Origin of the sequence: Hamadaea sp. NPDC051192 (assembly GCF_040682475.1) — a bacterium.
GTDB lineage: Bacteria > Actinomycetota > Actinomycetes > Mycobacteriales > Micromonosporaceae > Hamadaea > Hamadaea flava.
Window position 1 is genome coordinate 1 of record NZ_JBFBAZ010000152.1, and the last position, 18,322, is coordinate 18,322.

At 71.6% G+C, this 18,322-nt stretch carries 16 protein-coding genes and 1 pseudogene; 1 reads left to right on the forward strand and 16 read right to left on the reverse strand.

Translation table 11 applies throughout. The annotated features are described in order from the left end of the window. The 4 genes from AB0M47_RS36360 to AB0M47_RS36375 form a co-directional block, all read right to left on the reverse strand. On the reverse strand, nucleotides 1–472 hold a 472-nt coding region (locus AB0M47_RS36360; RefSeq protein WP_363422293.1), incomplete at its 3' end, for an FAD-dependent monooxygenase. Further along, nucleotides 469–1,209 (reverse strand): GNAT family N-acetyltransferase, encoded by a 741-nt coding sequence (locus AB0M47_RS36365; RefSeq protein ID WP_363422295.1) that lies wholly within the window; start codon nucleotides 1,207–1,209, stop codon nucleotides 469–471. The genes AB0M47_RS36360 and AB0M47_RS36365, both read right to left, overlap by 4 nt. After that, a complete protein-coding gene (locus AB0M47_RS36370; RefSeq protein ID WP_363422297.1) occupies nucleotides 1,199–1,828 on the reverse strand; it encodes a GNAT family N-acetyltransferase in 630 nt (209 codons plus the stop codon). Before AB0M47_RS36370 ends, AB0M47_RS36365 begins: the two co-directional genes overlap by 11 nt. 4 nt (nucleotides 1,829–1,832) lie before the next feature. Then, entirely contained in the window at nucleotides 1,833–2,798 is a 966-nt protein-coding gene (locus AB0M47_RS36375) for a GNAT family N-acetyltransferase (protein ID WP_363422299.1), read from the reverse strand. 72 nt (nucleotides 2,799–2,870) lie between these two features. On the opposite strand from AB0M47_RS36375, the gene AB0M47_RS36380 reads away from it, so the two are divergent. Beyond that, entirely contained in the window at nucleotides 2,871–3,509 is a 639-nt protein-coding gene (locus tag AB0M47_RS36380; RefSeq protein ID WP_363422301.1) for a pyridoxamine 5'-phosphate oxidase family protein, read from the forward strand. On the opposite strand, the gene AB0M47_RS36385 is transcribed toward AB0M47_RS36380, so the two are convergent. From AB0M47_RS36385 to AB0M47_RS36440, 12 genes and pseudogenes are all read right to left on the reverse strand, one after another. Then, nucleotides 3,497–4,054, reverse strand: coding sequence for an NUDIX domain-containing protein (locus tag AB0M47_RS36385; protein WP_363422303.1), 558 nt, complete (start codon nucleotides 4,052–4,054; stop codon nucleotides 3,497–3,499). The genes AB0M47_RS36380 and AB0M47_RS36385 overlap by 13 nt on opposite strands. Further along, complete coding sequence (locus tag AB0M47_RS36390) at nucleotides 4,051–4,788, reverse strand: pseudouridine synthase (protein ID WP_363422305.1); 738 nt, start codon at nucleotides 4,786–4,788, stop codon at nucleotides 4,051–4,053. The genes AB0M47_RS36385 and AB0M47_RS36390 overlap by 4 nt, the downstream gene beginning before the upstream one ends. Continuing rightward, nucleotides 4,775–5,323, reverse strand: a pseudogene (gene scpB / locus AB0M47_RS36395) (SMC-Scp complex subunit ScpB); the annotation flags it as partial. The gene AB0M47_RS36390 and the pseudogene scpB, both read right to left, overlap by 14 nt. 1,039 nt (nucleotides 5,324–6,362) lie before the next feature. Beyond that, entirely contained in the window at nucleotides 6,363–7,526 is a 1,164-nt protein-coding gene (locus tag AB0M47_RS36400) for a segregation/condensation protein A (RefSeq protein WP_363422307.1), read from the reverse strand. A 28-nt stretch (nucleotides 7,527–7,554) separates the two neighbouring features. Further along, complete coding sequence (locus tag AB0M47_RS36405; RefSeq protein WP_253762304.1) at nucleotides 7,555–8,481, reverse strand: AAA family ATPase; 927 nt, start codon at nucleotides 8,479–8,481, stop codon at nucleotides 7,555–7,557. Between the two features lie 180 nt (nucleotides 8,482–8,661). Next, nucleotides 8,662–9,777 carry an alanine dehydrogenase gene (ald, locus tag AB0M47_RS36410; protein WP_363422309.1) on the reverse strand — a complete coding sequence of 372 codons (1,116 nt, stop codon included), beginning with the start codon at nucleotides 9,775–9,777 and terminating at the stop codon, nucleotides 8,662–8,664. 400 nt (nucleotides 9,778–10,177) lie between these two features. Next, nucleotides 10,178–10,732: an NUDIX hydrolase gene (locus AB0M47_RS36415; RefSeq protein WP_363422311.1), complete on the reverse strand. Its 555-nt coding sequence runs from the start codon at nucleotides 10,730–10,732 to the stop codon at nucleotides 10,178–10,180. A gap of 9 nt (nucleotides 10,733–10,741) precedes the next feature. Further along, nucleotides 10,742–12,487 (reverse strand): CTP synthase, encoded by a 1,746-nt coding sequence (locus AB0M47_RS36420; RefSeq protein WP_253762301.1) that lies wholly within the window; start codon nucleotides 12,485–12,487, stop codon nucleotides 10,742–10,744. Nucleotides 12,488–12,662: 175 nt separating this feature from the next. After that, complete coding sequence (locus AB0M47_RS36425; RefSeq protein ID WP_363422313.1) at nucleotides 12,663–14,912, reverse strand: hypothetical protein; 2,250 nt, start codon at nucleotides 14,910–14,912, stop codon at nucleotides 12,663–12,665. Continuing rightward, nucleotides 14,912–16,039 carry a glycosyltransferase family 4 protein gene (locus AB0M47_RS36430; protein ID WP_363422315.1) on the reverse strand — a complete coding sequence of 376 codons (1,128 nt, stop codon included), beginning with the start codon at nucleotides 16,037–16,039 and terminating at the stop codon, nucleotides 14,912–14,914. Before AB0M47_RS36430 ends, AB0M47_RS36425 begins: the two co-directional genes overlap by 1 nt. Nucleotides 16,040–16,078: 39 nt before the next feature. Further along, entirely contained in the window at nucleotides 16,079–17,635 is a 1,557-nt protein-coding gene (locus AB0M47_RS36435; RefSeq protein WP_363422317.1) for a lipid II flippase MurJ, read from the reverse strand. Nucleotides 17,636–17,661: 26 nt separating this feature from the next. Further along, the coding region (locus tag AB0M47_RS36440) for a hypothetical protein (protein WP_363422319.1) at nucleotides 17,662–18,322 on the reverse strand (661 nt) is incomplete at its 5' end.

Here is an 18,322-nt window from a genome sequence, read left to right on the forward strand (position 1 = left end):
GGGGCTCATAGCCGGGCAGCAGACGCCGGCGCAGCGTACTGGTGGCCCCGTCGGCCGCGACCACCAAGGGCGCGGCCGGTACGTCGTCGACCTCAGTCCCCAGCTGAAGCACCCCGTCCGGCAGCGCGTCGCGCAGTACGCGTACCAGGTCCGCCCGATGCACGACCAGCATCGGATATCCGTACGCCCGGCTGATCTCGGCCGCCGACGACCGGGACAGCCAGCGTCCCCGCCGATCGCGGATGCCGCCCCGGGCCTCGACCGCACCGAGCTCGAGCACCTGATCGGCCAGGCCGAGGGCGGCCAGCGCGCGGATCGCGTTCGGCCAAAGCGACAGGCCGGCGCCGATCTCGGTGATCTGCGGAGCACGCTCCAAGACGCGTACGCCCCAGCCCGCCTGGTGCAGGGCGAGCGCCGCGGCCAGCCCGCCGATGCCCCCGCCGACGACGGCCGCCTCGCCGGGCGGCGTCATCGCGAGTACAGCGTGGACCGGAACCGGGGTTCGAACCCGGCGGCGAGGTAGATCCGTTCGGCGGCCGAATCCGGCTCGACCTGCAACGCCAGCCGCTCGTCACCCCGGGCGTACGCGTCCACCCGGATCCGGTCAAGCAGCCGGCTGGCGTAGCCGCGACGGCGGAACTCCGGCGACGTGGCGACCCCGTACACCCCGCAGACGCCGTCGGTCACGACGGTGAGCGACACCGCCGCCGGTACGCCGTCGGCCCGCAGGACGTAGAAGGTCTGCGCCGGGTCGGTGGAGTTACGCCGGGCCTCCTCGATGAGGAACTCCCGCCACCAGGCGAGGTCCTCGTCGGTGTCGGCCGGCTCGGCGAAGCCTGCCGTCTGGACGGTCGCGAACGCTTCCACGTCGGCGTCGGAGGCGACGACCTCGATGGTGACCCCGTCGGGCAGCGTCGCCGCCGTGCCGGGCCGAACGGGGCAGTCCAGGTAGGACAGCTCGCTCGACATCCGGAAGCCGAGGTCGGCGAGGCGCGGCGGCCAGGACTCGTCGCTCCAGGGGAAGAGCCGCACCGTGGTGGCCTCCGGCGGCACCTCGACATCGGCGATCAGCGGCGTCCACCAGGACAGGAAGTCGGCCCGGCCGACCAGCTCGATCGCCGCGCCCTTGCGGTGCAGGTCGCCCCGCTGAGCCCCCATGAAGGCGAAGTGGTTCTCCACCAGCGCGCTGAAGGTGACGTCAGGGAACAAGGAGGGCCTCCGCTCCGACCGGCTCATACCCCGCGGCCAGGAACGCCCGCACCGAGGCGGCGTTGCCCGGGGCGATCTGCGCCCACACCGGCCGCTCCTCCGGCACCAGATGCCGAGCGGCCAGCGCCAGCGTCCGGCCCAGCCCCCGGTCGCGGGCCTGCGGATCGACCTCCACCGCCACCTCCCAGCGCCCGGCCAGACCCCAGCCGACGATCAGGACACCCCGCCCGGACTCCGTCTCCCAGACACGTACCTCATCACGGTAGCGGTGCGCCCGGCGTACGCGTGGGTGATCGGAGTCGGACACCTCCCGCAGCGTGAGTGGCGGCGGGCCCGGCAGGCGCACGGACATCATCACGATGTCGATGTTGTTCACGCGGCGCGTGAGCTTCTCCTCCAGCGCGCGCAGAAAGGGCGGGTTGAGCGGCGCGGACAGGTCCTCCTCGGGCAGCTCGCCCGCGACCCAGGCCGGATCCACGTCGGCCGCGACGATCGACACGCCGGGGAAGGCGACGACCGCCGCCGCGCGGGGGCCGGGTTGCGGCGCGGTCAGATACCAGCGGTCGGCCGGGAGCCAGTCCCCGGCCTCGACCCGGGCGATGGCGTCAGCGAGATCCATCGCGTCACCGTACGACGTCGCTCGCTCCCACGGCGGCGCGGGGACGGCGGTAGCCGGAGGTCTTACCGGCCGAGGTGAAGCCGAGCGACGCGTAGAGCGCGGCGGCCGCCGTGTTCTCCTCGTTGTGGTTGACCGTCACGGTGGTCATCCCGTCGGCCGCCATCTCACGCAGCGCGTACGCCATGACGGCCTTGCCCAGCCCCTGACGCTGGAAGTCCGGATGCGTGCCGACCGGTTCGAAGTGGCCGAGCTTGTTCAGCGGATCGGTCCAGTAGACGCAGAACGCGGCGATGCGGCCGTCCGGGGCGACCGCCACGATCTCGCGGGTGGGGTCGTAGCCGGGCTTGACCATCACCTCGGCCCGGTACTGCTCGCCGGTCCAGCTGTCGCCGAAGGCCCCGTTGTGGGCTTCCGCCAGCGCCTTGGCGTCCGCGAAGACGGCCGGGCGGATCTCGAACCCCTCGACCTCGCGTACCTCCGCCAGCAGCGGCTCGCCCACCTCCGGCAGGTCCTGCGGCGAGGGCAGGGCCAGCTCGTTGACGACGTCCCAGGTGCGGAAGCGCTCGAAGCCCAGCTCGGTCAGCAGCCCGGCCCGCACGGTGTCGCAGTCGAAGCAGTCGGTGAGCACGAACTCCTCGTCGTCGGCGGCCGCGTGCTCGGTCACGTACGCCGCGTGCCGCAGCATCGCCACCTCGGCCGCCGTCCCGCGCAGCGCCGGCGCGGTGAACACGTCGAAGGCGCAGCCGAACCGCAGGTTGACCGTGATGCCCATGACGGAACCGCGTTCCTCCCACACCTGCACGAGTTCACCGATCGGCCGCCGGCCGCGCAGATTCTCGTAGATCCGATGCGGCAGCTCGCCGACGTGGTCGTACGCGCAACGCCCGGCCAAGGCGATCCAGCCCGCGACGATGTCCTGCAACACCGGGAGGTCGTCGTCGGCGTACGGGCGTGGTTGGAGATCACTCACCCCCTTTGTGTACCAAAGTCCGACCCGATCGGCCGGGGAATTCGGGCATGCCGCCCGGAGTAGGGTGTGATCATGACGCAGAGCGCGGAACTGATCGAGATCACGTCCCCCGAGGAACTGCGCGATCTGCTCGGGGCGCCGATGCCCCGGGCCGTGGCCAAGGAGCGGGCGGCCCTGCACCCGCGCGACCGGGACTGGCTCGCCGCCTCCCCGTTCGTCCTCGTGGCCACCTCCGACGCCGAAGGCAACTGCGACGTCTCCCCCAAAGGCGACCCAGCGGGATTCACGTACGTCATCGACGACCACACGATCGCGATCCCGGAGCGCAAGGGCAACCGGCGGGCCGACGGCTTCCACAACATCCTGGCCAACCCGCACGTCGGGCTGATCTTCCTGATCCCGGGCCGCACCGAGACGCTGCGGATCAACGGCCGCGCCCGGCTCGTCCGCGACGCGCCCTTCTTCGACGACATGATCGTCAAGGGACACCGGCCGCAGCTCGCCGTCGTGGTCGACATCGACACGATCTTCTTCCACTGCGCGAAGGCGTTCCTGCGCTCGCAGCTGTGGCAGGCCGAGACCTGGAACCCCGACGTGCTGCCCTCACACGCCTGCCTGGTCAAGGAGGTCCAGCCGACCCAGGAGACCCTGGCCGAGCTGGAGGACTACTACAAGCCGGAGAACTACGGCAAGCAGCTCTACGCGGCCTGATCTCCGGCGGAGATCCGGGCCAGCGCGTTCCGGAGGACGCGGTCGACATCGGTGCCCCGCGGCGACGGCAGGTCGTCCACGGAGAACCAGCCCAGCGCCAACGACTCGTCGCTGATCCGCTCGGCCGCGCCCGCCGGGGCGTACATCAGGAACATCACGTCGTGGTGCAGCAGCCGCCGCCCAGCACAGTTCGGCACCTCGTGCACGTCCACGTCGACCGGCACCGGGTCCACGACCAGGTCCGCGATGCCACCCTCCTCGGTGGCCTCACGCAAGGCCGCCGCGACCAGCGTCTCGTCCGTCGCGTCGACATGCCCGCCGAGCTGCACCCAGATGCCGAACTTGCGGTGCAGGCTCAGCAGGAACGCGTCTCGCTCGCGCGAGTAGACCAGCGCGCTCGCGGTGACATGCCCGCCGTCCCGCTCTCGCCGCAACGACTCCGGCCCGCTCTTCACCAAGTCCAGAGTGGTACGCCAATCGGCCTGGCCGTCGTCGGCGGGCCGCATCTCAGTGAGCGCCGACAGCGCGCTCTCGTACAGACTCACTTGCCGTCGACCAGCTTGAACAGCGCCGCTACCTCGGCCGCGTTGAGCCGACGGTGCCGCCCCGCCCGCAGATCGCCCAGCCGGATCGGCCCGATCGCGGTACGCACCAGCCGCGACACCGGGAAGCCGAGCACGTCGAACATGCGCCGCACGATCCGGTTGCGCCCCTCGTGCAGGACGACCTCGCAGAGCGCCGTGTTGCCGATCGCGTCGACCAGGCGGAACGAGTCGACCCGGGCCAGACCGTCCTCCAGCTCGACGCCGGCGCGCAACGACCGGCCGACACTACGCGGCAGCGGCCCGGCGACCTCGGCCAGATACGTCTTCGGAACCTCGTACGACGGGTGCATCAGCTTGTGCGCGAGCGCCCCGTCGTTGGTCAGCAGCAGCAGACCCTCGGACTCCTGGTCCAGCCGCCCGACGTGATAGACGCGTACGCCCAGGTCGCCGATGTAGTCCGCGATGGCCTCCCGGCCCTCCTCGTCCGACATCGTCGAGACGACCCCGCGCGGCTTGTTCATCGCCAGGTACACGAGGCGGTTGTCGACGACGACCCGCTGGCCGTCCACGTAGATCTCGGCGGTGGCCGGGTCGACCTTGTCCCCCAGCCGGGCCACCTTCCCGTTGACGAGGACCCGCCCACGGTCGATGAGCACCTCGGACGCGCGCCGCGACCCGACTCCCGCAGCTGCCAGCACCTTCTGCAGGCGCTCCTGTCCCTCAGCGCTCGGCATCGGCGATCTCCTCGACGTTGTCGGGCAGGAAAGGGGCGAGCGGAGGCAGCTGGTCCAGCCCGTCGAGGCCCAGCTTCTCCAGGAACAAAGAGGTGGTGCGGTAAAGGTGCGCGCCCGAGTCGGGCTCGGCCCCGCACTCCTCGATCAGTCCCCGGCTGACGAGCGTACGCACCACGCCGTCGCAGTTGACACCCCGGATAGCCGAAATGCGCGACCGCGTCACGGGCTGCTTGTAGGCGACCACGGCCAGCGTCTCCAGAGCGGCCTGGGTCAGCCGCACCGACTGCCCGTCCAGCACGAAACGCTCCACATAAGAGGCGTACGCATCGCGGGTGTAGAAACGCCAGCCCCCGGCGGCACGCCGCAGTTCGAAGCCCCGACTCTCCGCCGTGTACGCCGCCGCCAGCGTCAGCAGGGCGTCGGCGACCACCTCGGTCGGCTGTTCGAGCACCTGAGCCAGCATGATCTCGCCCACCGGCTCGTCGACGACCATCAGAATGGCCTCCAACGCCGAACGCAGCTCGCCCGGGTCCAACGCAGCCAGCTGAGTTTCCTCCGCCGCCTCCGCCGCGGCAGGCTCGGCCACGGCCGTCTCGGCCACCGCCGCCTCGTACCCACGGTTCGGCTGGGTGGGCACCACGGGCGCGCTGAGCTGCGGCGACGGCAAGGTGTGCCGCGGTTCGGCGATAGGCTCGGCGTCGAACTTCGGCATCTCGACGAGCGCGGCCAGCCGACCGGCAGCAGCAGCGAACGCGTCCGCCGCATCCTCCGCGGCCCCATCTTCCGCAGCCGCATCCTCAAGCGCGTCCGTCAGGTCGGCTGCGGGCTCGACCGGCGCGTCCGTCGGCTCGGTCAGCTGGGCCGCGGGCTCGGTGTAGTCACCGGGTTCCTCGTCCGGAGCTTCGGGCTCGATGGCGATGTCCGGCAGCTCGACCGGCTTCGTGTGCTCGATCGGCGCCTCGATGTCGGCCCCAGCCGCGTCGTCGCCCCCAGCGTCTTCGTCGGCCCCAGCGTCTTCGTCGGACTCAGTGCCGGTGTCGGTGTCCTCGTCGGCCTCGGCGGGTTCCTCGGCCTCGTCGGCGACGGGCGCGACGGCTTCCTCCAGCGCGACGGCCTCGGGCGCGTCGGCGAGGTCAGTCATGTCGTCGCCAGGCACCTCGGCGAGGTCAGTCATGTCGTCGCCAGGCACCTCGGCGAGGTCAGCCACGTCGCCGTCGGCCACATCGGCGTCGGCCACGTCGGCGACGTGTGCGACGGCCCCCGGCACGTCGGTGTCGGCCACGTCGGCGTCGGCTACGTCGGCGACGGGCGCGACGGCCTCGGGCACGTCGGCGAGGTCAGCGACGTCGGCATCGGCCACGGCGGCATCGGCTACGGCGGCGTCAGCGGTGTCGGCGAGGTCGGCGGAGTCCGCTGGGGCGGCTTCGGGCGCGTCAAGACGGTCACCCGGCCGCTGCCACGGCGGCACCCAGCTCGCGGCCTGATCGGCGAGCGAATCCCGGGAAAAAGAACCATCTTGTGTCACTTTTGTAGCCTATCAGTCGTTATCGTGGGCTCTTCGAGCGCTTGATCGCTCAGGCGCTGGGCTGGCCGTCTTCGGCGTCGGCGGCGTCAGCAGTATCCGCGCCATCAAAAGCGTCCGTTGCCGCGTCCGCAGACGCGTCAGCGTCCTCGGCCGCATCCGCGGCGTCTGTCTCGGCCGAGTGTCCGGGCTCGCCGGAGTCGCCGGAAGGGGCGTCCGCCGCTGACTCTGGCGGGGCAGGGCTTCCGGCGTACTCGTCGAAGTCGAGGTCGACCCGCGCGCCGTCGGCGGCGATCCACCGGACCGTGAGTTCCCCGAGCGGTTGGATCTGTTCGAAGCCGACCAGGTTCTCGCGGTACAGCTCGAGGAGCGCGAGGAACCGCGCGACGACCTCTAGTGTGCTCTGGCAATCGCTGACCAGTACGCGGAACGTTGCGATGCCCAGGGCCTCGAGCCGGTCCCGGAGCGTCTCGGCGTGCTCGCGCACGCTGACCTTGACGTCGTGGACGTGGGCGATGGAGACCGTGGGCGGCGCGGGTTTGGGGCTGAACGCCTTGGCCGCGAGCTTGGCGAAGCGGTCGAGGCCGACGCCGAGCACGAGGTCGGGCAGCGCCTCGGCGTAGCGCTCCTCCAGCGCGACCGCGCGGGGCCACCGGCGCTGGCCCAGTTCGGCCAGCTCGGAGAGGTGGGCCGCGGCCTGCTTGAACGCCCGGTACTGCAACAGCCGCGCGAACAGCAGGTCCCGCGCTTCCAGCAGGGCGAGGTCTTCCTCGTCCTCGACCGCTGCCGCCGGCAGCAGGCGGGCGGCCTTGAGGTCGAGCAGGGTTGCCGCGATCACGAGGAACTCGCTGGCCTCGTCGAGGTCCCAGTCGTCGCCGGCCGCCCGGATGTGCGCGATGAAGTCGTCGGTGACCTGGTGCAGCGCCACCTCGGTGACGTCCAGCTTGTGCTTGCCGATCAGCTGGAGCAGCAGGTCGAACGGGCCTTCGAAGTTGACCAGCTTGACGCTGAACCGGCCGCTGTTGCTGTCCACGACCGGCGTGTCGACCTCGAGCGGCGATGGGCCGGCCTCGGCGAGTGGCGCATCCTCAACCGCGCCCTCGCCCGACGGCCCGGCAGCGTCCTCGACCACTGACGCGACAGCACCCTCGTCCGCCGGCAGGGCGCCCTCGGCCGCGGACAGGGCGGCATCGGTGGCAGTCTCGGGCGCGTTCATACCGGAAAAATAGCAGCGGGCAGTCGGGTCAGCGCGCGGCCTGTGCCGCGATCACTTCGCGGGCGAGCTGCCGGTAGTTGCGCGCCCCGGACGAAGCCGGGTCGAGCGTCGTGATCGGCGCCCCGGCCACGGTCGACTCGGGGAACTTCACCGTCTTCGTGATCACCGTCTGGTACACCTTGTCGCCGAACGCCTCGACCACCCGTTGGAGCACCTGGCGGCAGTGGGTCGTCCGGGAGTCGTACATGGTGGCGAGGATGCCTTCGAGCTCGAGGTCGAAGTTCAGCCGCTCGCGGACCTTGTCGATGGTGTCCAGCAGCAACGCCACGCCCCGCAGGCTGAAGAACTCGCACTCCAGCGGCACCAGGACGCCGTGGCTGACGGTCAGCGCGTTGATCGCGAGCAGACCGAGCGACGGCTGGCAGTCGATCAGGATGAAGTCGTATTCCTTGCGGACGTTGCGCAGCACCCGGGCCAGCGCCATCTCCCGCGCGACCTCGCTGACGAGCTGGATCTCCGCCGCCGACAGGTCGATGTTGGCCGGGAGCAGGTGCAGGTTGGCCACGTCGGTCTTGATGAGCACGTCCTCGGTCGCCACATCGTCCTGCATGAGCAGGTTGTAGATGGACAGATCGAGGTTGTGCGGATTGACCCCGAGGCCGACCGACAGCGCGCCCTGCGGGTCGAAGTCGACCAGCAGCACCTTGCGCCCGTATTCGGCCAGCGCCGCGCCCAGGTTGATGGTCGTCGTCGTCTTGCCGACGCCGCCCTTCTGGTTCGCCATCGAGATGATGCGCGCCGGGCCGTGCTTGTCCGTCGGCATCGGCTCAGGGATGTCCTTACGAGCCGTGTATGCCGAAGGGTCCGCTGGACCCAGATCAGCGCTGAGGTCCAAAGCGGACTGCTTGCTCTGCAACGTCGAGGACCAAGCCTCCGAACGCTCGCCGCCAGCCATATCCCGCCCTTCCCCTTACGACGCCTGCCGCCGTCAGAAGTCACGCGCCGTCGCTTGACTGTACGCCACCGCGGCCCGCCGCAGCGGGTCACATCCACGGCGTGTTGAAACGACACGCAAGTGGAGGCCACACGAACCGAACGAACGATGCGGACCGTGCGGCCTCCAGGCGGGTGACGCCTACTTCAGAACGTCCTCGAGCGGCAGCACGGTCAGCCCGTGCGCCTCGGCGACGGGGCCGTAGACGACCTGGCCGTCATAGGTGTTCAGGCCCAGGGCCAGCGCCTTGTCCCGGCGCAGCGCCTCCTGCCAGCCGTGGTTGGCCAGCTCGATGGCGTACGGGAGGGTCACGTTGGTCAGCGCGTGGGTGCTGGTGTGGGGCACCGCGCCCGGCATGTTCGCGACACAGTAGAAAATCGAGTCGTGCACCCGGTAGACCGGGTCGGCGTGCGTGGTCGCGTGCGAGTCCTCGAAGCAGCCGCCCTGGTCGATCGAGATGTCGACGAGCACGCTGCCCGGCTTCATCCGGCTGACCAGCTCATTGGAGACCAGCGTCGGGGCCTTCGCGCCGGGCACGAGCACCGCGCCGACGACCAGGTCGGCGGCGAGCACTGCCAGCTCCAGCTCGAGCGCGTTGGACATGACCGTCCGCACCCGGCCGTGGAACTGCTGATCGGCCGTACGCAGACGGTTGATGTTCTTGTCGAGCAGGGTCACCTCGAAGCCGAGCCCGTCGGCGATGGTCGCGGCGTTCATGCCGGACACCCCGGCGCCGATGACGACCGCCTTCGCGGGGCGTACGCCGGGGACGCCGCCGGGTAGCACTCCACGCCCGCCCTGCGCCCGCAGCAGGTAATGCGAGCCGACCTGCGGGGCCAGCCGGCCGGCGACCTCGCTCATGGGCGCGAGCAGCGGCAGCTGTCCGCCGGGCAGCTCGACCGTCTCGTACGCGATCCCGGTGACCTTCTGCGTGACGAGCGCGTCGGTGCACTCCTTCGACGCCGCCAGGTGCAGGTAGGTGAAGAGCACCTGGCCCGCCCGCATACGGTGGTACTCCGGCTCGATCGGCTCCTTGACCTTGAGGATCATGTCCGCGGCGGCCCACACCTCGTCGGCGGTGGCCAGGATCTGCGCTCCGGCCGCGCGGTACTCCTCGTCGGTGATCGACGAACCGACGCCCGCCTGCGTCTCGACGACGACCTCGTGGCCGTTGCGGACGAACTCGACGACGCCGGCCGGGGTGATCGCCACCCGGTACTCGTGGTTCTTGACTTCGCGGGGGATTCCGACCTTCACCGTGATACCTCTCTGCGGGGCGCACGACACTGTGCGCAACACTGGCTGGCAGCAGCTCTCGCCGCCAGTGTATGGCCGCTCACCTGCACAGAGACCCGACGCGCTGTAATGCTCACAGCGGCCGGGCTTACAGGCTGTAGCTTCACGGTTCACACGTACCCGTGAATCGCGCCCGCCAATCTCACTCTGTGTGACCGGTTTCCCCGGCGCGCTTCCCCGCTCGGCGCTCCCCCGTTCGGTGCAGATCACGGTAACGCATGCTTCCGAGGCGACGGGAAGCATGCGTAACCGTGATCTGCAGGGTTCCAAGCGCGGCGCGGGCGGGGCGGGCCCGGCGACGGGAGCGCGGGGCGGAAGAGCGGGGCGGGAGCGGGGCGGGAGCGGGGCGGGAGCGCGGAGGTTAGGCGCGGGAGCGCAGGACGGCGTCCGCGGCGAGCAGGCCGGCGACGGCCGGCCCGTTCGTGATCTCCCCCTCGAAGATCATCTTCAGCGCGTCGGCCAGCGCGACGCGGCGTACCTCGATCTCGGCTTCCTCGTCGGCCCGCTGGTGCAGCTCGGCGACCTCCCGCAGCTCGGTCGCGAGGAACAGCCGGATCAGCTCCGACGACGCGCCCGGCGTGGTGTGCAGGTCGACGAGGTGCTCGATCCGCCCGGCGGTCAGGTCGGCCTCCTCGGCCAGTTCGCGCTGGGCGGTCGCCGCGGCCTCCTCCCCCGCCACGTCGACCAGCCCGGCCGGCAGCTCCCAGAGGAACTGCCGGACCGGGTGCCGGTACTGCCGGACGAGCACGACGCGCAGCTCGTCGTCGAGGGCCACGACCGCGACCGCGCCGACGTGCTTGAGGTAGTCGCGCGGGGCGACTCCACCGCCGGGCATCTCCACCAGGTCGGTCACGACGTCGAAGATCTTGCCGTGAAAGCGCTCGGTCGTCTCGACGACCCGGTATTCATGCGTCACGAAGTCAGGCTACGCGTCCGCGTCCAGCTCCGTGCCGTCCGACGTCCGCGCCTTCGCCGGTACGCCCACCGGCAGCCGGTCGGCGTCGGCGTACGCCATGGCCGCCCGGACGAATCCGGCGAACAGCGGGTGCGGCCGGGTCGGGCGGCTCTTCAGCTCCGGGTGCGCCTGGGTGGCCACGAAGTACGGGTGGATCTCGCGGTCCAGCTCGACGAACTCGACCAGCTTGCCGTCCGGCGAGGTGCCGCTGATCCGCAGCCCGGACTCCTCCAGCTTGCCCCGGTACGCGTTGTTCACCTCGTAGCGGTGCCGGTGGCGCTCGGAGACCGCGGTGCCGCCGTAGACCTCGGCGACGATCGAGCCGGGCCGCAGCTCGGCCGGGTACGCACCCAGCCGCATCGTGCCACCCATGTCGCCGAGGCCGGCGACGATGTCCTCCTGGTCGGCCATCGTGGAGATGATCGGCTCAGGAGCGGTCTCGTCGAACTCCAGCGAGTTGGCGTGGGCCAGTCCGGCCAGGTTCCGGGCGACCTCGATGGTCATGCACTGCAGGCCGAGGCACAGTCCCAGGGTCGGGATCCGGTTCTCCCGGGCGTGCCGGATCGCGCCGATCTTGCCTTCGATGCCGCGTACGCCGAAGCCGCCGGGGATGACGACGCCGTCCACGCCCGACAGCGCCTTGGCCGCGCCTTCGAACGTCTCGCACTCGTCGCTGGTGACCCAGCGCAGCTTGACCTTGGCCCGGTGGGCGAACCCGCCCGCCCGGATCGCCTCCGACACCGACAGGTACGCGTCGGGCAGGTCGATGTACTTGCCGACCAGCGCGATGGTCAGCTCCGCCTCGGGGTTGTGCACCCGGTCCAACAGGTCGTCCCAGCGGGTCCAGTCGACGTCGCGGAACGGCAGGCCGAGCCGGCGCACGACGTAGACGTCCAGGCCTTCGCGGTGCAGCACCTTCGGGATGTCGTAGATGCTCGGCGCGTCGGCCGCGGAGATGACCGCCTCGGCGTCGACGTCGCAGTACAGCGCGAGCTTGCGCTTCATGCCGTCGGGGATCTCCCGGTCGGACCGGCAGACCAGCGCGTCGGGCTGGATGCCGATGTTGCGCAGGGCGGCGACCGAGTGCTGGGTCGGCTTGGTCTTCAGCTCGCCCGACGGCGCGAGGTACGGCACCAGCGAGACGTGCAGGTAGAAGACGTTCTCCCGGCCGACGTCGTGCCGGATCTGCCGGATGGCCTCCAGGAACGGCAGGCTCTCGATGTCGCCGACGGTGCCGCCGACCTCGGTGATCACCACGTCCGGCGTACGCCCGTCCTCGTCGGGGTCGGCCATCGCCCGGATGCGGGACTTGATCTCGTTCGTGATGTGCGGGATGACCTGGACGGTGTCGCCGAGGTACTCGCCGCGGCGCTCCTTGGCGATGACCGCCGAGTAGATCTGGCCCGTCGTGACGTTGGCCTTGCCGGACAGGCTCCGGTCCAGGAAACGCTCGTAATGGCCGACGTCGAGGTCGGTCTCGGCGCCGTCGTCGGTCACGAAGACCTCACCGTGCTGGAACGGGTTCATCGTGCCCGGGTCCACGTTGAGGTAGGGGTCCAGCTTCTGCATGACCACGTGCAGGCCACGTGCGGTCAGCAGATTGCCGAGGCTGGAGGCGGTGAGGCCCTTGCCCAGGGAGGAGGCGACACCCCCGGTGACGAAGATGTGCCGCGTCGGCTGGTTTGTCGACAGGTTCGTCCGTGCAGAAGGGCTCACTACCCGCTCCCGTGGTCGGTGTTGAAATTAAGTCCGAACGTGCGGTCGGTGATCACTGCTGGAGATGAACGCAGCATGAAAAGACCGCATGATCCACGGGATTTCACCCTAACACCTCGGAGCCCGCTCACCGCTTAGGAGGACGCAGATCACACCCTGGGGTGTCGCATCCGTGTCACGGTACGACCCCGGAGAAGGCCTCTTGCTCCTGGGCGATCGTCCGATCGTCGGCGTGTTCGCGTACGCGCAGGGCGCCCAGGGCCACCAGCGGCACAACGGTGGCCGCGGCCGCGCCGGCGACGTTGAGCGCCGCCCCGCCGAACAGGCCCGCCAGCACCGTGGCGAGGGCGACCCCGGTCAGGGCTGCCCGGACGGCCGGATAGACGCCGAACAGCCGTTTGAGGCCGCCCCACGGCTGGAGCAGCGCGAACCAGACGAAGCCCGCCGAGCCCAGGGCGAGCAGGGTGAGCGGCGTGTTGGCGAACGCGGTGATGTTGGACTCGCTGAGCCGGTGCAGGGTGGGCCCGCCGGTGCCGTCGGCGATCTGGCTGAGCATCCGGCCGAGGCTGCCGCGGTCGGCGACCGGGCGGCGCAGGTCGATCAACGCGAACACCACCGTCACGGCGAGTCCGGCGACGGTCGCCCAGACGACCCGGTTCAGCGTCAGCCAGCCGCCGGTGCACACGGCGACGGCGAGGCAGACCCCGGCGGTCAGCGCGAGCGCCCCGCCCGCGTCCGCGCCGAGGAACGGGTCGCCGACGACCACGACCGCCGCCCCGCCCACGATGGCGATGAGCCAGGGCCGGCGCCGCCGGGGCGAGATCTGGGCCAGGCAGCCGGTGGCCAGCAGGACGCCGGAGATGAACACGCCCAGCCCCACGACGCCGAGCCCGGCGTACCGGCCGCCTTCCAGGGCCGAGTAGCCCGCGACCCCGTTGAGCTGGAGCCGCGCGCCGGTGGCCAGGTCGAGCGCGACGACGGCGGCGGCGAGTCCGGCGACGACGCCGACCGGGCCTAGCGTGCGCCGGTACGCGGGCAGCAGCACCGCGACGAGGGTGACCACGACCATCCCGGCGACCGTCAGCGCCCAGAAGACCAGCCCGGCGTGCGAGGAGCGCCACCAGGGCGCCATGCCGGCGGCGAAGGCGGCCGGGATGGCCGAGGCCGAGGCGATGAGGGCGATCTCGGCCCACTTCGTCCAGAACGGCTCGGGTCGGCTGGGCGCCTTGCGGCGCATCCACTCCGGCAGCGGCAACGCCTTCTGCGCCCGCCCGGCGCGGGTGTAGGACCGGCGCATCGCCCAGGCCAGCATCGTGTACAGGGCGAGCTGGGCGACGGCGAGCAGGCCGAAGAACCAGCCCGTGATGCCCCGCTGCGCCTTGGCCTGCGCGTCCGCCTGCGCCGGTACGCCGATCGCGCTGGCCAGATCGGCCGGGCGACCGTCCGCCGGGACGGCGACCGAGCCCCGGAACAGCTTCGCCGGCGCTGGCCGCCCGAGCACGTGCAGGATCGTCGGGGCGAGGTCGATGAGCTGGATGTAGCCGTTGCGCCCGGTGCCGGCCGAGGTGAGCCAGCCGGAGTCCCAGCCGGGGCCGTCGAAGACGGCGACGTGCAGGCGCTGGTCGGTGCTGGTGTCGGAAATCCCGGCGACCATGACCGTGCTGCGGGCGGGCCGGGCGGCCAGCAGTTTCGCCAGCTGCGCGTCGGCGGCGGCGGCCTGGATCTTGCGGTCGGCCGTCTCCTTCGCGTCGACCGTGCCCAGGTCGGCGACGGTCAGTACGCACGAGGCCAGCAGGTCGGTCAGCTTCGCCGGATCGTCGGGCAGCCCCGGTTCGTAGCGGTCCACCCGGTCGTAGGGGCGTACCGCGGCGATCGCGCCGCCGACGCCGACCGCCACGGTGCAGCGCACGGAGTTCGGCAGGGCGCTCGGCACCGCGCCCCACGGGTTCTTGCCGTTGTTGAAGATCACCAGCCGTTGCTCGTCCGGCGGCAGCGACGCGCTCTGTTTGTCGCGCCCCCGGATGACCTCCTGCTCCAGCTGCGGGCACTCGCCGGACACCTTGGGCGGGTTGGCGGCCAGACTCCGGTACGCGTAGTTCCCGGCGCTCAGCGTGGTCCAGCCGTCGGCCGGGCAGGTCGGGGTGACCGCCGAGCGGACCGACATCGAGCCGATCGAGCCGTGCTCGGCCAGCTTCCACAGCGTCGGGGTGCTCGTGGCGTCCAGATCTTCCCAGCGCAACCCCGGTACGCCCGCCACGATGACGTAGTCCGCCCGGGTGTCGGTATCAGCGTCGCCGTCGGCGGCGGAGAGCGGTCCGGCCGCCGACGCGACCGCGGCCGCTTGGGCCGGGCTTATCGGGGCGAATAGGGCGGCGATCAGCGCGAGGAGCGCCACCAGCACGCTCCTCGTCGGGGCCGTCCGCATCAGTCCAGCTCCTCGGCTACCGGTGTCCGGTCGGCGAGGTCGGCGTACAGGTCGAGCAGGCGGCGCAGCATGTCCACGGCGTCGGGCCAGGTCGCGGAGCGTTCCCGGCCCAGCTCGGTGAGCTGCGCCCGCCGGTCGGGGTCACCGAGGAGGTCGACGATGGCGGCCCGGATCGCCTCGGCGCTGCCGGGCTCGATCAGCACGGCGGCGTCGCCGACCAGCTCCGGCAATCCCCCGACGCCGGTCGTGATCAGCGGCAGCCCGCCCGCGAGCGCCTCCTGGGCGAACAGCTGCCGGGCTTCCCAGTCGCTGCTGACCACGGCGACGTCGGACGCCGCGATCAGCTCGGGGACGTCGTCGCGGTGGCCCAGCAGGCGTACCGGAGCGTGCTCGGCCGAGATCTGCGCAGCGAGATCTAGATAGGACGGCCCCGTCCCGGCGATCACCACGGTGGCGCCCGGCACCTCCGTCCGCAGCTGAGCGGCCGCCTTCACGAGCAGGTCATAGCGTTTCTGCGGGTGCAGGCGGCCGACCGAGAGAATCACCGGCGCGTCGGCGGCCACACCCAGCTCCGCGCGTACCCCTGCCCGGGAGCGATGAGCTGCGGCCCGCACCGGTGCGGCGACTTCCCAGAGGCGCGCGTCGGCCGCGCCCGCGGCCTTGGCCCGGTCGACCAGGTCGGTGGAGGCGCCGAGGTTGACCGTCGCCGCGCGGGCGACGATGCGTTCCAGCATGGCGTGCACGCCACCGCGGACCCCGCCGCGCAGCGGGGCGTTGTGCCAGGTCACGACGGTGGGCTGGGACGGCCGGGCGAGCGCCACCGCGAAGCCCGCGCGCAGCCCGTGGGCGTGCACGACCGCCGGGTGCACGGCGGCCAGGACGCGACGTAGCGAGCGGACCGCCCGCAGGTCGCCGGGGGTCGGGTTGGCGGGGATCTCCACCGGGATGAACTGTGCGCCGCGCTCGGTGAAGCCGAACCGCGCCTCGGTCATGGCCGGTCCGATCACGGTCACCGCGCAGCCGGCCTGAGCCAGCCCGCCGGCCAGCGCCGCGACATGCTGCCCGATGCCGCCGGTGCTGGTCGCCAGCACCAGCGCGACCGCGCCGTGGAAGTGCTGCTGTGCCACCGTCCACCCTTCCCCTGTGCCCCGTCGTCGCCCGTGCGATCAGCGCCGGGCGAACCGGCGGGCCAACGCCCGCACGTCACCGCCGGCCAGCGGCAGCAGCACGGCCACGAAGACCACCACCACGACCGCCCCGGCCGCCACTCCGAGGCCGATGATCGCACCCACCCCCGACGGAAGTCCGCCGGCGAGCCGACACACGCCGTTGCCCGCCGCCGCGCCCACTGCCGCCGCGAGAAGTCCGGCGGCGGCGGCCCGGGTCAACCCGGGCATTGTCGCACCGGTGCGCCGCAGCACGATCACCAGGACCAGGCCCAGCACCGTCAGCCCCACCGAGGTGCCGAGCCCCAGCGCGGCGACCCGGGCTGACTCGGGCAGGACGGCGGCCAGGATCGGCATCGCGACGGCGGCGCTGCCCCAGCCCAGGCCGAAGGCGATCGCGGCGGCTCGCTGGCCGCTGCGGGCGTACAGCGCGCGGCTGAGCAACGCTGCCAGGCCGTAGCCCAGCAAACCCGGCGCGAACGCGGCGATGCCCCAGGCCAGCGCGGTCGGATCGGCGCCCGCCGACAGGAACGCGGCCGCCGGTCCGGCCACCCCCGCCAGCAACGCGACACCCAGGCAGCTCAGCAAGGTCACGGCCCGCGCGGTGTTCGCCAAGGTCTGGTTGTACGCCGAGAGCCGGCCGGTCGCCGCCGACTCCGCCAGCGCCGGGTACGCAGCGGTGGCCGCCGGCACGGCGAGTACCGCCCAGGGCAGTAGGAACACGGTCTGCGCGACGGTGAACACGAGTGCGGTGCCGTCCGCCTCGGTGCTGTTGGCCAGCCGCAGGGCCACGATCAGGGCCAGTTGCTGGAACGCCACGGTGAGCAGGCCGCTCGCGGCCAGCCCCTTCACATCGGGGTGGTCGATCTGCCAGGAGGCGCGCAACGTCAGCCGCAGTGATCGCAGCGGGATGAGCAGGCAGCCGCTGAGGACCACCACGCCCAGCGTCGTGCCGATCGCCAGGATCAGCACCCCGGCCCGGGACGCCTGCGCCAGATCCGCCCGCGCGCCGTCATGCGCCGCGAACAGGGCGTACGCCGTGATGACGACCAGGCTGGACAGCAACGGGGCGATCACCGGCCAGGCGAACTTCCGATGCGCCTGCAGTACGCCGATGAGCACCACCCCGACCCCGTAGAGCGGGATCTGGATCGCGAAGATCCGCAGCATGAGCGCGCCGGTCTCGTACTGCTCGGGCGTCCAGTCGCGCCCGGCGACGAGCCGGATGACCCAGTCCGCGCCGACCGCCACCACCACGGCCAGCGGGACGAGGCCGGCCAGCACCCAGGTGAGCAGCGCCGACGCCGTACGCGACACCGCCCGCACGTCGCCGTTGGCGACCGCGCCGGCCAGCAGCGGCACGACCAGCGCCGCCATCGCACCGCCGGCGACGATCTCGAAGATGATGTTGGGGATGGCGTTGGCGCTGGCGTACACGCTGCCGAGGTCGGTCTGGCCCACCGAGAGGGTCAGCACCCAGGTCCGGGCGAACCCGACGACGCGGCTGACGACGGTGAGCACCGCGATGAGGGTGGCGGCGCGGGCTATTCGGCTCATGTGGTCGTGGCTGCTACTCGTGTCCGCTAGGCGTCGGCTTTATCAGGTGCATCCGCTTTGTCGGGATCATCGGCTTTCATCCGGCCGAACGCGTCCAGCTCCCGCAGACCCGGCGTGCTCTCGATGACCTTGGTGAAGCTGACCTTCTCGCTCGCGGCGGTCAGCCCGGCCAGCACCGCCAGCGCGGCGAACCGCCCTACCGGCCCGGTACGCGCGGCGTACGCCGTCCCGAGCAGCGCTCCGAGGGCGTTGGCGCCGCAGTCGCCGAGCATCGTCTCCTCGGCCAGATCCGGCTGCAGGCTGCCCGACACCGCCCCGAGCGGCCCGGCGACCATGGTCCCGGCCTTGCCGGAGGCCAGCGGCGTACCGACGAGCACGCCGGCCTTGAGCGCCCGCCCGGGACGAAGGTCGAGCAAATTGAACAGGTTGGCCGCGCCCGCGATCACGCCCGCCCCGAGGGCGGTGTCGATCACGGTGGTCACCGCGCCCCGGCCGCGCGACCGCGTCAACAGCGCCGAAGCGGCCAGCCCGGCCGCGCCGACCCCGGCGATCTTGACCAGACCGCTGGTCACCCGGCCCTCCTGCAGAGCGCCCAGATGACCACGGAACCCCTTGGCCTTGTGCTCCGGGCGTACGCCGACGACGTCGTCATAGAAGCCGACCGCGCCCGACCCGAGCCCGGCGACC

Excerpts from the sequence above, each read along its gene's own strand:
- AB0M47_RS36435 (WP_363422317.1), bottom strand. The coding sequence starts at position 17,635 with ATGAGCCGAATAGCCCGCGCCGCCACCCTCATCGCGGTGCTCACCGTC.
- AB0M47_RS36390 (WP_363422305.1), bottom strand. The coding sequence starts at position 4,788 with ATGCCGAGCGCTGAGGGACAGGAGCGCCTGCAGAAGGTGCTGGCAGCT.
- AB0M47_RS36405 (WP_253762304.1), bottom strand. The coding sequence starts at position 8,481 with ATGGCTGGCGGCGAGCGTTCGGAGGCTTGGTCCTCGACGTTGCAGAGC.
- AB0M47_RS36400 (WP_363422307.1), bottom strand. The coding sequence starts at position 7,526 with ATGAACGCGCCCGAGACTGCCACCGATGCCGCCCTGTCCGCGGCCGAG.
- AB0M47_RS36425 (WP_363422313.1), bottom strand. The coding sequence starts at position 14,912 with ATGCGGACGGCCCCGACGAGGAGCGTGCTGGTGGCGCTCCTCGCGCTG.
- AB0M47_RS36370 (WP_363422297.1), bottom strand. The coding sequence starts at position 1,828 with ATGGATCTCGCTGACGCCATCGCCCGGGTCGAGGCCGGGGACTGGCTC.
- AB0M47_RS36380 (WP_363422301.1), top strand. The coding sequence starts at position 2,871 with ATGACGCAGAGCGCGGAACTGATCGAGATCACGTCCCCCGAGGAACTG.